Here is a 13,040-nt window from a genome sequence, read left to right on the forward strand (position 1 = left end):
AACAACCGAATGAATCCAGACCAAGGAGTGATTCCGATGCTGCAATCCCGTGAAGGCCAACGCGTTCCCAATGTTTCGTTCCGCGTCCGTCAGGACAACGAGTGGAAGACCATCACCACCGGCGAACTGTTCAGCGGCAAGACCGTGGCCGTGTTTTCTCTGCCGGGCGCCTTCACGCCGACGTGTTCGTCCACCCACCTGCCGCGCTACAACGAACTGGCGCCGGTGTTCGCCAGGCACGGCGTCGACGACATCCTGTGCGTGTCGGTCAACGACACCTTCGTGATGAACGAGTGGGCCAAGGACCAGGAGTCGGAAAACATCACCATGATCCCCGACGGCAACGGCGAATTCACCGAAGGCATGGGCATGCTGGTGGACAAGGCCGACCTGGGCTTCGGCAAGCGCAGCTGGCGCTATTCGATGCTGGTGCGCGACGGCGTGGTCGAGAAGATGTTCATCGAGCCGGAAGAGCCGGGCGACCCGTTCAAGGTCTCCGACGCCGACACCATGCTGAACCACATCGCTCCGGGCGCGCGCAAGCCTGACCAAGTGGTGGTGTTCTCGAAGGTGGGCTGCTCGTTCTGCGCCAAGGCCAAGCAGCTGCTCGACGACAACGGCTTCGACTACATCGACGTGCCGCTGGACAACAAGGTGCGCGGCAAGGTGCTGGGCGCCGTGTCGGGCGAGATGACCGCGCCGCAGGTCTTCATCAACGGCAAGCTGGTCGGCGGCGCCGAGGCGCTGCAGCAGTACCTGGCCAGCTGAGTGGCCAACTAAACCGCTCAAATCCCTTCTCTGCCGCTTGCGCGGACCGGCAGTCGCCGGACCCGATGGCACCGTCTTGCCCGCAATTGCTGGCAAAGGGCAGGGCGGTGCCATCCAGCCCGCTGATTGATCCCTGATTCACGCCATGACAACCAAGGAACCGCACGCCATGACTACCATCCAGACCGACGTCGCCGTGATCGGCGCAGGCACTGCCGGCCTTGCTGCCTACCGGGCTGCGATCGCCGCCGGCAAGCGCGCCTTGATCATCGAAGGCGGCCAGTACGGCACGACCTGCGCCCGCGTGGGCTGCATGCCTTCGAAGCTGCTGATCGCTGCCGCCGAGGCCGCGCACGAACTGCGCCATACCGCGCCGTTTGGCGTGCACGTGGATGGCCAGGTTCGCATCGACGGCCGCGAGGTCATGGCCCGCGTGCGCAGCGAGCGGGACCGCTTTGTCGGCTTTGTCGTACGCGGCGTCGAGAATATCCCGGAAGCCGACCGGCTCCGTGGCTACGCCCGCTTTATCGACAACACCACGCTGGAGGTCGACGGCCACACGACCGTGCGCGCCAGCCGCGTGGTCATCGCCACCGGCTCAAAGCCTGCGCTGCCGGCACCGTTCCAGGCGTTTGGCGACCGCCTCATCGTCAATGACGATGTGTTCGCATGGGAAGACCTGCCGGGCAGCGTGGTGGTGTTCGGCCCGGGCGTGATCGGGCTGGAACTTGGCCAGGCGCTGTCGCGCCTTGGCGTGCGGGTGCGCGTGTTTGGCGTCAGCGGTTCGCTCGGGCCGCTGACCGATCCGGTGATCCGCGACTATGCGGCCAAGGCATTCAACGACGAGTTCTACCTCGACCCGCACGCCAGGGTGAGCGAAATGGGCCGCGACGGCGACCAGGTGGTGATGACCTATGCCGACCGCGAAGGGCGCAGGGTGACCGAGCGCTTCGACTACGCGCTGGCCGCCACCGGCCGCGAGCCGAACGTGCGCGGCCTCGGCCTGGAAAACACCGGCCTGGCGCTGGACCAGCGTGGTGTGCCTGTGTTCGACCCGGAAACGCTCCAGTGCGGCAATTCCCCGGTGTTTATCGCGGGCGATGCCAACAATATCCTGCCGCTGCTGCACGAAGCCGCGGACGAGGGCAAGGCCGCCGGCGAGAACGCCGCCAGCTATCCGCAAGTAAAGCGGCTGGCGCGCCGGGCGCCGCTGGCAGTGGTGTTCTCCGACCCGCAGATCGCGATGGTTGGCCAGCGCCACGCCGATCTGGCTGACGGCAGCTTCGTCACCGGCGAGGTCAGCTTCGAGGACCAGGGCCGCAGCCGCGTCATGCTGAAAAACCGCGGGCTGATGCATGTCTACGCGGACAAGGCGAGCGGCCGCTTCCTCGGGGCGGAATGGATCGGCCCGCGTGCGGAGAATATCGCGCACTTGCTGGCGTGGTCATACCAGCAGGGGCTGACCATCGAGCAGATGCTTGGCATGCCGTATTACCACCCGGTGGTGGAAGAGGGGCTGCGCACGGCGCTGCGCGACGCGGCGGCCAAGCTTGCGGCGTGAACGTTACCTTGGTTGCTAGACAGGTCTGTCTGTCATAGTATTCCTTATGCAGGCCGGCTTGCGCTACCTCGCCGCCGGCCCTGCTATTGATTTCCCTCACTTGTCTTTCGCCGCGCCCCCATGGCCAACCCCTCCGCCCGCGACCGCATCCTGGACACCGCCGCCCGCCTGTTCTACCAGGAGGGGTATCGCGCCACCGGCATCGACCGGATCATTGCCGAGTCGGGTGTGGCCAAGATGTCGCTGTACCGGCATTTCGCCTCCAAGAACGACCTGATCTCGGCCTTCCTGGACCGGCGCCATGACGAGTGGATGGTCTGGTTCCGCGGCGACGTCGAGGCACGCCTGGCCACTCGCCCGCATCTGGAGGTGATTGCCGACGCGCTGGCAGACTGGTTCGCCGCGGATTTCCGCGGCTGCGCCTTTATCAACGTGGTGGCCGAGGTCGGCGGTGATGCCCGCGCGGCCGATCAGGCTGCCGCGCACAAGGCAGAACTGGCGGCGTTCGTCGCCGATATCGCCGCGCGGCTCGGGCTGCGCCAGCCAGCACAGGTGGCGGAGGAAGCCATGCTGTGCATCGAAGGCATGATCGTGCGCTACCAGATGCACCGCGACCCGGCGGTGATCGAGGCTGGGCGGCGGTTGCTGGGGCGATTGCAGGGCGGCTGAGGGCAGCTTAACTCCGGGGCATCATACGATGCGCCGTGGCATAGTCGCGCAGCGCGTCGTTCATCAGCGTTTGCCAGCCGCTGCCGGTAGCCTTAAAGGCATCGAGCACATCCGGATCGATCCTGAGTGTCTGGTTTACCTTGCGCTCGCCTGCCGGTTTGGCCGGGCGGCCCCGGCGCCTAACCAGTGCCTCGGCCTTCTCCTTCCCCATCGCCTGCTCAAGCACCTCAATGGCCGGGCGCATCTGCCTGATCTGCTCTGTGGACAGCGACACAGCATCCGGATCGGCATCAATGCCGCGGGCGATCGCGGCGTCTTCCGCGGGTGTCGGGGTAATCAGCTTAGCTTTCCTGTTCATAGTCTCGCACCTCGCGGGAATTGGCTTTTCGAAGGCTGATCGCACGCAATGTGTTGCCGCGCATGGTGAAGACCAGGCAATACAGGCGAGATCCAATTGGCCCATACGCGATGTAGCGCGTCTCGCCATATTGCTTGCGTGTATCGGTCTTCAGCAGCGCGCGTCCAAATTCGAACAGGCCAGCAGCGGCCAGTGACAACCCATGTTGGTGTTGGTTGATGACGTCCTTCGCCAAGTCAAACTCGATGTCCATTTACTGTAGCAGCAAAAAATACCTCAGGCAAAATTTAATGCTGCAGCGTAAATTCTTAACCCGATATCGCAAAAATGCGGAAGTTAAGTCACTCCTTTCTAGTGCTCTCAATCAATTCCGCGAAAATGTATCGCCTCTGACACATTCAGGCTACAATACAAATGTAATTGCGAATTGTTCGCATTCGTAATCAGAAATTTCCACTGGCGATCCGTCACCGTTCCTGGTGCACGGCACGCTACATTTCCGTTCCTGAGTGATGTCCTTTCAACCGATCTCCCGGGCCAAGCCGCGCTTTGCCCGCTCCCGGCTGACGCCTCCCCGCGGCCTTTCGCTGACCACCCTGGCCCTGAGCCTGCACACCGGGGGTGTGTTTGCCCAGCCGGCAGCCACGCCCCAGCCTGCCTCCGGCGCGGCAGCCGAACTGCCGGCCGTGACGGTGCGTGCGTCCGGCGCGGATGAAACCGCAACCGGGCCGGTGCACGGCTTCGTTGCCAAGCGCAGCGCCACCGCGACCAAGACCGATACGCCGGTGATGGAGACGCCGCAGTCGATCACGGTGATCACGCGCGACCGGATGGAAGCGCAGGGTGCGCAGTCGGTCCAGCAGGCCATCGGCTATACCGCCGGAGTCTATGCCGGGCCGTATGGCAATGACGCGCGCGGCGACTGGGGCAAGTTCCGCGGCACGGACTTCACGCAGTACCGCGACGGCCTGCTCAACCAGGTCGGCTTCTACAACAACGTGCGTGCCGACGTCTACGCGCTGGAGCGCATCGATGTGCTGCGCGGCCCGTCGTCGATGCTGTTCGGGCAGGGCGCCGTCGGCGGCATCCTGAACCTGGTCAGCAAGCGTCCGCAGGCCGAGGCTGCGCGCGAGGTTGGCGTGCAGTTCGGCAACTACAACCGCAAGCAGGTGCAGGCCGACCTGACCGGCCCGCTCGATGCCGAGGGCAAGTGGATGTACCGGCTGGTGGCGCTGGCGCGCGACAGCGACACGCAGGTGGACTACGTGCCCGACAACCGCTACCTGATCGCGCCGTCGCTGACATACCGTCCCAATGCCGATACCTCGTTCACGCTGCTGACCAATTTCCAGCGCGACGAAAGCGGGACCTCGGTCGGCTTCTTCCCGTGGCGCGGCACGCTCTATCCGAACCCGGGCGGGCAGATTCCCGACCACCTGTTCATCAGCGAGCCGGGCTACGACCGCTACAACGCCGAGCAGACTTCGGTGGGCTATGAGTTCCAGCACAAGGTCAACGATGCGCTCACGGTCCGCCAGAACCTGCGCTACTCGCACAGCACCGTGGACTACCGCAGCATCTATGCGGCCGGCTTCACCGGCGCGACGCACGGCTGGGTGCCCGGCAGCAGCACGCTGATGCGCCGCACGGTCTACCTGAACCAGCCGACGCTGAATGCCTTCGTGGTCGACACGCAGGCGCAAGGCAACTTCCGCACGGGCCCGGTCGACCATACGCTGCTGGCCGGGATGGACTACCAGCATGCCGAGATCACGGGCCGCGCCGGCGTAGGCGGCACCGCTGCGCCGCTGAATGTGTTCAACCCGGTCTACGGCAATTTCACCTTGCCGGGCACACGCGACCTGAACCCCAGCAAGCAGATCCAGACCGGCGTGTACCTGCAGGACCAGCTGTCATGGAACAAGTGGCTGCTGATGCTGGGCCTGCGCTATGACTGGTCGCGCGCAGCACAGGACAACACGCCTGCGGGCAGCCGCGAAGACAATGAGCTGACCAAGCGCGCCGGCCTGATGTACCGCTCGGACATCGGCCTGAACCCGTACGTCAGCTACACCGAGTCGTTCCAGGGCCTGCCCGGCTTCAACCGCTCCAACCAGGCGTTCAAGCCGCTGCGCGGTTCGCAGTGGGAAGCGGGGATCAAGTACCAGCCGCCGGGCAAGAACGCTTCGCTGACCGTGGCGGCGTTCGACATGCGCGAGAAGAACCGGAAGACCGCTGGCGTGGTCAACGGCATTCCTGACCAGGTGCAGGTGGGCGAGGCCCGCACGCGTGGCATCGAGGTCGAGGCACTGGCTTCGCTGACCAGCCGCCTGGACCTGATCGCGACCTATACCTACCTGGATGCGCGCGTGATCGAGGGCAGTGCCGCCGAGGTCGGCAAGCGCCTGGCCAGCACGCCGTCGAACATGGCGTCGCTGTGGGCCAACTACCGCTTCAAGATGTTCGGGCTGCCGGGCTTCGTTGCCGGCGGCGGCGTGCGCTATGTCGGCCCGAGCTATGACGGCACCGACCAGAACCGCGTCGGCGGAGTCACGCTGTACGACGCCATGATCGCCTACGATCACGGCCCGCTGCGCGTCGCGCTGAACGCCAACAACCTGTTCGACAAGCAGTACGTAACCACCTGCCTGTCACGTGGCGATTGCTACTTCGGCGCGCGCCGGACGGTGGTCGGCAGCGTGACGTACCGCTTCTGACGCGGCGGGCTAGGCTGCCAGCGCGGTATCGATGGCGCGCTGCAGCCGCTCCATGCCGAAGGTCACGTCCTGCACCGTGCCGTTGACGAAGAACGACGGCGTGCCGCGCACCCGGCAGCGCGTGCCGCCGTGCTGGTCGGCGCGGATGCGTGGCAGGTGCCGGTGGGTCGACATGTCGGTGTCGTAGCGGTCAAGATCCAGGCCGGCCATGCCCGCGTATTGGCGCAGGGCGTCGGGCTTCAGGCCTTGCGGGTGCTCGTAGAGCATGCGGTACATCTGCCAGAAGCGGTCCTGCGCCGCCGCGGCCTCGGCGCATTCGGCCGCCGGCTCGGCGGACGGGTGCCAGCTGGCCATCGGGTAGTGCCGGTAGACAAAGCGCACCTGCGGGCCATAGTGCTCCAGCAGGATCTTCATGGCTCCGTAGGCGATGCGGCAGTAGGAGCATTCGAAGTCGCCGTATTCGACGACGGTGACCCTGGCGGTATCGGGGCCGACGGCATGGTCGGCGGCGGTGACGGCGACTTCCAGCATTGGCGTTCTCCGGTGCGTGCGCGGCAAGCAAGCGCGGATTCCCGGTGGGGGAGGTTCCAGTGTAGTCGCCGCCGGCGCCAGGCAAAGGCCCCGGCACCTGCCCGGAATGCGCGGCGGTTGCGGACGGAAGGACCGGGGCGGCTACGGCACGATCGACAGGAACAGGTAGGCCGCCAGGATCACCAGATGCACCACGCCTTGCAGGATGGTGGTGCGGCCCATGCCCAGCGTCAGCGACGACACCACCAGCGTCAGCATCAGCAGCACCATGTCCTTGGTGCCCAGCCCCAGTTCCAGCGGCTGGCCGATCCAGATAAAGACGGCGGCCACGGTGGGAATGGTCAGCCCAATGCTGGCCAGCGCCGAACCCAGGGCCAGGTTCAGGCTGGTCTGGATACGGTCGGCGCGCGCCGCGCGCAGCGCCGCCAGCCCCTCGGGCAATAGCACCATGGCGGCAATCACGATCCCGACCACCGCGGCCGGCGCACCGGCTTTCAGCACTGCCGCCTCGACCGACGGCGACAGCAGCTTGGCCAGCCCCACCACCAGCACCAGGCAAGCCACCAGCAGCACGCCGCTGGTGAGCGCCACGCGCGCGGGCGGTGGCGGCGCGTGCACGCTCTCGTCCGAACTGCCTTCGGCCAGGAAGTAATCGCGGTGGCGGATGGTCTGCACGAACACGAACGAGCCGTACAGCACCAGCGACATCACGCCCGAGAACGCCAGTTGCGCCGGCGTCAGCACCGGCCCCGGCGACGAACTGGTGTAGTTTGGCAGCACCATTGTCAGCACCAGCAGCGCCGCCAGCACCGCCATCGCGGCATTGGCGCCGGGCGCCTGGAACGCCTGCTCGCGGTGGTGCAGGCCGCCGACGAACAGGCACAGCCCGACAATGCCGTTGCAGATCAGCATGACCGCGGCAAATACCGTGTCACGCGCCAGGCCCGCTTTCTCCGGCCCGGACGACAACATCACGGAGACGATCAGCGCGACTTCGATTACGGTCACGGCAATCGCCAGCACCAGCGTGCCGAACGGTTCGCCCACCTTGTGCGCGACCACCTCGGCGTGGTGCACGGCGGCAAAGACCGCGCCGGCCAGCGCCACGGCCACCAGTGCGATCAGCCAGCCCTGCCCCGGCATCAGCCAGGCCACGCCCAGCGTCGCCGCTGCGGCGACTGGCGCCCCGATGGTCCATGGCGGCAGCTTGTTGGAAGTCAGCGCCATCCCTGTGTGTCCTTTCTTGTCGTTATGCCGTACCGGGCGGCACGGGCGTGCCATGCGGGCACGCATTGTAGCTTTGAGATATGACGCCAGCACCACTTTACAGACTGCGGCGACAGGGATATGGCAAGCGTGAAGGCTATGAGTTCCCGCTAGTTGATAGATGTTGACGGAATTTGGTGCGGATTCTGCGGCATTGGCCGGCGCAATGTCGCGTCGGGAATGGTCAGCCAGGCCCCGGTGGGTCGTCGTGGGCAACGCACGGCGGCCGGGCGGGCGGCCGCTCGCGCAGCGCCGGATGATTACGCAGGATCCAGCGCGCAGCAAACAGCAAGGCGAGGAAGCACGCGAAAAAATACGCGCACAAGGCGACGACGTTTTGCATGATGAATTGACCCTGGATGTCGGCTCTTGCGGCCGGTGTGCGCGGCAGTATGCGCAGCATTCGTAACGCCTGACACCCTCATGAGGGAGGGCAGGACGCGCGCTTAAGCCAGTCTCGCCAGTCTCACCGGTCTCGCTGCTCTCGCCGGCAATCTGCCGGCCATCTGCCGGCTTCGCGGGCGGGTCAGTCCGCGTCCGGGATCGGTGCGCCGGTGATCTTGGGGGCCGGCTCGGCCTGCAGGGCATCTGCGGGAAGCAGCTTCAGGAAGGTGCGGGCAACTTCGGGATCGCGGCAGGCGAGCCAGTCGTCCCACTGCTCGCGCGGCACGATGACCACGGAACGTTTTTCGTCGCCTGGCTTGTGGAAGCGGTCCATCACCGGGTGCCGCGCGGAGTTCACCGTCAGCATGGTGAAGGACAGCGCTTCGTCGGGCCAGCCACGCCACAGGCCGGCGATGCCGAAGGCGGGCTCGCCGGGCAGCCAGATGCGCCAGCGCACCGGCTTGCCGGGCGGGCCGCCCGGCATCGCGTCTTCGGGATAGGCGTACTCGTAGAACGCGGTGGCCGGAACCAGGCAAAGCTGTCCCTGCCGCCAGTAGCGGGCGAAGGCAGGGCGCTCGCCGACGGTCTCGCTGCGCGCGTTGGTGGTGTCATAGCGGCGTGTGCCGGGCGGGATGCGCGGCCGCGGCACCATGCCGAACGACGCCAGCCCGGCATGCCGCACGCCGTCGTCGGTGGCGCGCACGATCGGCGCCAGGTAATCGGGATAGGTTTCGGCCTTGAAGATGCCCGGCGGCGGCTCCACGCCGAAGATGTCGCGCAGGATCTGGCGCTGGACCGGGGCGTAGTTGGTGCACATGCGCTGATCTCCCTGGCGTGATGCCCGCCGTGTTCTGCGTATCGTCGGCGCCGGGCCGCATGGCGTCAAGCGCACCGCGCGTGATGTCCGGGCATGGCAAAAACAGTCAGGCGCGCTGGCGGATTCGGTTATTGCCCGCCGCCCCGGCACAGGCGCACACTCCTGCGACCATTACAGACGATAACAGGCACCATGACGCGGGCGGCGTCCGCGGCAGGCTGCCGGACATACAGGAGACACCATGCGCGACTACGCCCAGGCCTACGACGGCTTTTCCTATGACGAGACGGTGGCCCGGCAACTGCACGGCAGCCTCGATGCGATCAACGCCTGTGTCGAATGCTGCGACCGTCATGCCGGGCCCGGGCGCATCGCGCTGTTCTGGGAGGGCCGCGACGGCAACGCGCGCAGCTGGACGTTTGCCGAGCTGCAGGCGCTGTCGGCGCAGTTTGCCGGCTTCCTGAAAGCGCAGGGCGTGCAGCCGGGCGATCGCGTTGCCGGGCTGCTGCCGCGCACGGCCGAGCTGCTCGTGACCATCCTGGGCACCTGGCGCGCCGGCGCCGTGTACCAGCCGCTGTTCACGGCGTTCGGTCCCAAGGCCATCGAGCACCGGCTCAACAGCTCGGGCGCGAAAGTGGTGGTCACGGATACTGTCAACCGTCCCAAGCTGGATGATGTGGAGGGCGCGCCGCCCGTCGTCACCGTGGCCGGCACCAGCGAAGCGCCTGGCGACGCAGCCACCGGCGATTTCAGCTTCTGGGCCGAGCTGGCGCGCCAGCCCGCCACGTTCGAGCCGGTCATGCGCCGCGGCGACGATCCCTTCCTGATGATGTTCACCTCGGGCACCACCGGGCCGGCCAAGCCGCTGCTGGTGCCGCTCAAGGCCATCGCCGCGTTCGCCGGCTACATGCGCGACGCCGTCGACCTGCGCGACGAAGACGCGTTCTGGAACCTGGCTGACCCGGGCTGGGCCTACGGCCTCTACTACGCGGTGACGGGGCCGCTGTCGCTGGGGCATGCCACCACCTTCTACGACGGCCCGTTCACCGTGGAAAGCACCTGCCGCGTCATCCGCAAGTACGGCATCACCAACCTGGCCGGCTCGCCCACCGCCTACCGGCTGCTGATCGCCGCCGGGCAGGCCGTGTCGGAGCAGTTGCGCGGGCAGTTGCGCGCCGTCAGCAGCGCCGGTGAGCCGCTCAACCCCGAAGTGATCCGCTGGTTCGCCAGCGAGCTGGATGCGGCCATCCACGACCACTATGGGCAGACCGAACTCGGCATGGTGCTGTGCAACCACCACGCGCTGTCGCACGCGGTGCGCATGGGTGCTGCGGGCTTTGCCAGCCCGGGGCACCGCGTGGTCGTGGTCGATGACGAGCAGCGCGAACTGCCCGCCGGACAGCCCGGCACGCTGGCGCTGGACCTGGAGCGCTCGCCGATGTGCTGGTTCGGCGGCTACCATGGCACGCCCACCAGCGCGTTCGCGGGCCACTATTACCTGACCGGCGATTCCGCCGAACTCAACGACGACGGCAGCATCAGCTTTATCGGCCGCGCCGACGATGTCATCACCACTTCGGGCTACCGCGTCGGGCCGTTCGACGTGGAAAGCGCGCTGATCGAGCACCCCGCCGTGGTCGAGGCCGCGGTGATCGGCAAGCCTGACCCCGAGCGCACCGAACTGATCAAGGCCTTCGTCGTGCTCGACCGGCAATACCCGGCCACGCCCGAACTGGCCGAGGCACTGCGCCAGCATGTGCGCAAGCGCCTGGCTGCCCACTCCTACCCGCGCGAGATCGAATTCGTCGCCGAACTGCCCAAGACCCCCAGCGGCAAGGTCCAGCGTTTCATCCTGCGCAACCAGGAGGTGGCGCGCGCCCGCGAATCGGCCTCGGCCTGAGTCCGAACGCCCCTGGCATGCTTCCTATAATGAGGAAGCGGATGCCAGGGCCCCCGGCGGTGATGGAGGCCGCGGCGCCGCGCCAGGCGCGCCCGCAGGCCGGGCGCACGTCTTTTCATCTCCAGACCATTCGGGCGAGGCGATCAAAATGCAGACTAGCGAAGCGGTGCTGACGCAGGCGCGCGCAGCCTTGGCGCATGTGCCTTATCAGGGGCATGTACTCCATCCCACCATCCAGTTGCGGCTGTCGGACGGCGCGCTGATCCTGGAAGGCGAGGTAGCCGATATCGTCGACAAGACCCGCGCGGCCACCGCGCTGAGGCGCGTGGACGGCGTGACCAGCGTGATCGACCACCTGCGCGTGACAAACGGTGGCGTGCCAGTCGGCGACGGCGAACTGCGCGACGCGGTATGCGAGCGCCTGCTCAATGCCATCGATTTCCGCAACTGCAGGATCTGCGCACGCGTCAAGGGCCAGCACGAGACCGTGCGCGAGGCCGTGGGCGAACGCAGCGGCTGGATCGAGGTCGAGGCGCACGACGGCGTGGTGACGCTGTGGGGCCAGGTGATCAGCCTGTCGCACATGCGCCTGGCCGGCGTGCTGGCCTGGTGGTCGGGCGGCTGCCGCTGCGTGGTCAACGAACTGGTGGTGGCGCCCGCCGAAGCCGACCGCGACGATGAGATCACCGAGGCGCTGATGCTGGTGCTGGAGACCGATCCCTTCGTCGACGCCGGCCAGGTCAGCGTGCATACCGAGAACCGCGTCGTCACGCTGGAAGGCTGCGTCGCCAGCGAGAACACGCGCCGGCAGGTCGAGCGCGACGCGTGGTACGTGCAGGGCGTGGAGGACGTGGTCAACCGCATCTCGCTGCGCGCCTGATTAGCCCGGCATGCCGCGCCGGGCCGCCGCATCCTCCATGCGCCAGTAACGCCGCCGCGCCCGCAGCGCAAAGCGGGCGCGATAGTCCGACATCGACATTCCCGTGATGCGCTGGAACAGCCGCCGGAACGCGGCCGCGTCGCTGTAGCCGCAGGCTTCGGCGATGGCCTGCGTGCCGTGCAGCGTCACTTCCAGCAGCATGCGCGCGCGCTCCACGCGCAGTGTGTGCAGGTAATCCAGCGGCGTCATGCCGGTAACCTGCCGGAAATGCCGCAGCAGGGTCCGCTCGCTGACCGCAGCAGCCTGCGCCACCGCGGCCAGCTGGTAGGGCTCGGCCACATGTTCCTGCAGCCACTGGATGGCCCGGTACACCGGGCTGTCCGCCGTGCGGCTGAGCCAGCGCTGCGAGACCAGCGCCGGCACGCTGCGCTGGCGTTCGGGCTGGTATAGCATCAGCTGCGCGGCAGCCTGAGCCAGGTCGGGGTCGTGCAGATGCCCCAGCACGCGCAGCATGAATTCCACCTGCAGCGCGGGGGCCACGCAAGAGAACACTTGCCCGTGCACGCTCATGGCCTGGTCGCCGGCCAGGTCGGCGTGCGGGAACTGGTGCGTCATCCAGCTCTGGTACATCCACGGCGCCCCGGTACGGGCCTGGTCCAGCAGGCCGAGCTGCAGCGGCAACACCATCCCCGACGAGCAGGCGGCGAGCCACCCGCCCGCGGCCACATGGCGCTCGACCATGCGCAGCGCGGCGGTATCGCGGCGGACGATATCGCCGAGCTGGTGCGCATTGCTGGCCAGCAGTGCCGGGATCACCAGCAGCGAGCGGCTGCCCGTCGCGCGGATGCGGCGCGTGGACGCTTCCAGGCCCGGCAGGTCCGTCGACAGCATGCGCCCGTTGGCGCCGCACAGTTGCCAGCTCAGCGTCGGCGCGGCATCCGGGCGCTGCAGGCTGGCCACGCCGGCGACGGTGCGCAGCACGTCGAGCGTGGTGAAGAGGGTGCCGGGCATCGCATGGGGCAGCCAGAGCAGGCGGACATGTAATGGACTTGCGGGCGCGGTGAGGATGTCGGAAACCAGCGGATTAATGGGGGCGCGCATATCAGGGACAGTTCGGGCATGGTCCGACCCCCGCCCAGTCGTGGCGGGATCGGCATTGTGATTGGCGATATTGATCCTCCCCATGCCC

General features: G+C 67.1%; 13 protein-coding genes. 6 read left to right on the forward strand and 7 right to left on the reverse strand.

Annotated features, from left to right (window positions below):
* Positions 1 to 36 precede the first annotated feature (36 nt).
* The 3 genes from CTP10_RS21855 (at position 37) to CTP10_RS21865 (ending at position 2,998) form a co-directional block, all read left to right on the forward strand.
* The gene (locus CTP10_RS21855) at positions 37 to 768 is read left to right on the forward strand and encodes a glutathione peroxidase (protein WP_116321208.1); all 732 of its coding nucleotides are present in this window, start codon (positions 37 to 39) and stop codon (positions 766 to 768) included.
* A gap of 169 nt (positions 769 to 937) precedes the next feature.
* Entirely contained in the window at positions 938 to 2,329 is a 1,392-nt protein-coding gene (locus CTP10_RS21860; RefSeq protein ID WP_116321207.1) for a dihydrolipoyl dehydrogenase, read from the forward strand.
* Positions 2,330 to 2,449: 120 nt separating this feature from the next.
* On the forward strand, positions 2,450 to 2,998 hold the full coding sequence (locus CTP10_RS21865; RefSeq protein ID WP_116321206.1) for a TetR/AcrR family transcriptional regulator: 549 nt from the start codon (positions 2,450 to 2,452) through the stop codon (positions 2,996 to 2,998).
* A gap of 7 nt (positions 2,999 to 3,005) precedes the next feature.
* Here CTP10_RS21865 and CTP10_RS21870 read toward each other — a convergent pair whose 3' ends face one another.
* Positions 3,006 to 3,356: a BrnA antitoxin family protein gene (locus CTP10_RS21870; protein ID WP_116321205.1), complete on the reverse strand. Its 351-nt coding sequence runs from the start codon at positions 3,354 to 3,356 to the stop codon at positions 3,006 to 3,008.
* Positions 3,340 to 3,609, reverse strand: a complete 270-nt coding sequence (locus tag CTP10_RS21875) for a BrnT family toxin (RefSeq protein WP_116321204.1) — start codon at positions 3,607 to 3,609, stop codon at positions 3,340 to 3,342. Before CTP10_RS21875 ends, CTP10_RS21870 begins: the two co-directional genes overlap by 17 nt.
* Before the next feature lie 259 nt (positions 3,610 to 3,868).
* Between CTP10_RS21875 and CTP10_RS21880 the strand changes: the two genes are divergently transcribed.
* Complete coding sequence (locus tag CTP10_RS21880) at positions 3,869 to 6,073, forward strand: TonB-dependent siderophore receptor (RefSeq protein WP_116321203.1); 2,205 nt, start codon at positions 3,869 to 3,871, stop codon at positions 6,071 to 6,073.
* Between the two features lie 9 nt (positions 6,074 to 6,082).
* Here the strand turns inward: CTP10_RS21880 and CTP10_RS21885 are convergent, their stop codons facing one another.
* The 4 genes from CTP10_RS21885 to CTP10_RS21900 all read right to left on the reverse strand — a co-directional run bounded on the left by CTP10_RS21885 (position 6,083) and on the right by CTP10_RS21900 (position 9,071).
* On the reverse strand, positions 6,083 to 6,604 hold the full coding sequence (locus CTP10_RS21885) for a DsbA family protein (RefSeq protein ID WP_116321202.1): 522 nt from the start codon (positions 6,602 to 6,604) through the stop codon (positions 6,083 to 6,085).
* Positions 6,605 to 6,745: 141 nt separating this feature from the next.
* On the reverse strand, positions 6,746 to 7,831 hold the full coding sequence (locus CTP10_RS21890; protein ID WP_116321201.1) for a calcium:proton antiporter: 1,086 nt from the start codon (positions 7,829 to 7,831) through the stop codon (positions 6,746 to 6,748).
* Positions 7,832 to 8,054: 223 nt separating this feature from the next.
* Complete coding sequence (locus CTP10_RS21895; protein ID WP_116321200.1) at positions 8,055 to 8,273, reverse strand: hypothetical protein; 219 nt, start codon at positions 8,271 to 8,273, stop codon at positions 8,055 to 8,057.
* Positions 8,274 to 8,396: 123 nt separating this feature from the next.
* A complete protein-coding gene (locus CTP10_RS21900; protein ID WP_116321199.1) occupies positions 8,397 to 9,071 on the reverse strand; it encodes an SOS response-associated peptidase in 675 nt (224 codons plus the stop codon).
* A gap of 241 nt (positions 9,072 to 9,312) precedes the next feature.
* Between CTP10_RS21900 and CTP10_RS21905 the strand changes: the two genes are divergently transcribed.
* Both CTP10_RS21905 and CTP10_RS21910 read left to right on the forward strand, forming a co-directional pair.
* Complete coding sequence (locus tag CTP10_RS21905; protein WP_116321198.1) at positions 9,313 to 10,971, forward strand: AMP-binding protein; 1,659 nt, start codon at positions 9,313 to 9,315, stop codon at positions 10,969 to 10,971.
* A gap of 148 nt (positions 10,972 to 11,119) precedes the next feature.
* Entirely contained in the window at positions 11,120 to 11,851 is a 732-nt protein-coding gene (locus CTP10_RS21910; protein ID WP_116321197.1) for a BON domain-containing protein, read from the forward strand.
* Here the strand turns inward: CTP10_RS21910 and CTP10_RS21915 are convergent, their stop codons facing one another.
* Positions 11,852 to 12,952: a GlxA family transcriptional regulator gene (locus tag CTP10_RS21915; RefSeq protein WP_116321196.1), complete on the reverse strand. Its 1,101-nt coding sequence runs from the start codon at positions 12,950 to 12,952 to the stop codon at positions 11,852 to 11,854.
* Positions 12,953 to 13,040 lie beyond the last annotated feature (88 nt).

The organism is Cupriavidus sp. P-10, from assembly GCF_003402535.2.
GTDB lineage: Bacteria > Pseudomonadota > Gammaproteobacteria > Burkholderiales > Burkholderiaceae > Cupriavidus.

Bases quoted from the DNA above. Each gene is read 5' to 3' on its own strand.
- CTP10_RS21865 (WP_116321206.1), top strand. From the start codon at position 2,450: ATGGCCAACCCCTCCGCCCGCGACCGCATCCTGGACACCGCCGCCCGC.
- CTP10_RS21880 (WP_116321203.1), top strand. From the start codon at position 3,869: ATGTCCTTTCAACCGATCTCCCGGGCCAAGCCGCGCTTTGCCCGCTCC.
- CTP10_RS21855 (WP_116321208.1), top strand. From the start codon at position 37: ATGCTGCAATCCCGTGAAGGCCAACGCGTTCCCAATGTTTCGTTCCGC.
- CTP10_RS21895 (WP_116321200.1), bottom strand. From the start codon at position 8,273: ATGCTGCGCATACTGCCGCGCACACCGGCCGCAAGAGCCGACATCCAG.
- CTP10_RS21900 (WP_116321199.1), bottom strand. From the start codon at position 9,071: ATGTGCACCAACTACGCCCCGGTCCAGCGCCAGATCCTGCGCGACATC.
- CTP10_RS21870 (WP_116321205.1), bottom strand. From the start codon at position 3,356: ATGAACAGGAAAGCTAAGCTGATTACCCCGACACCCGCGGAAGACGCC.
- CTP10_RS21915 (WP_116321196.1), bottom strand. From the start codon at position 12,952: ATGCGCGCCCCCATTAATCCGCTGGTTTCCGACATCCTCACCGCGCCC.
- CTP10_RS21885 (WP_116321202.1), bottom strand. From the start codon at position 6,604: ATGCTGGAAGTCGCCGTCACCGCCGCCGACCATGCCGTCGGCCCCGAT.
- CTP10_RS21905 (WP_116321198.1), top strand. From the start codon at position 9,313: ATGCGCGACTACGCCCAGGCCTACGACGGCTTTTCCTATGACGAGACG.
- CTP10_RS21890 (WP_116321201.1), bottom strand. From the start codon at position 7,831: ATGGCGCTGACTTCCAACAAGCTGCCGCCATGGACCATCGGGGCGCCA.
- CTP10_RS21860 (WP_116321207.1), top strand. From the start codon at position 938: ATGACTACCATCCAGACCGACGTCGCCGTGATCGGCGCAGGCACTGCC.
- CTP10_RS21875 (WP_116321204.1), bottom strand. From the start codon at position 3,609: ATGGACATCGAGTTTGACTTGGCGAAGGACGTCATCAACCAACACCAA.
- CTP10_RS21910 (WP_116321197.1), top strand. From the start codon at position 11,120: ATGCAGACTAGCGAAGCGGTGCTGACGCAGGCGCGCGCAGCCTTGGCG.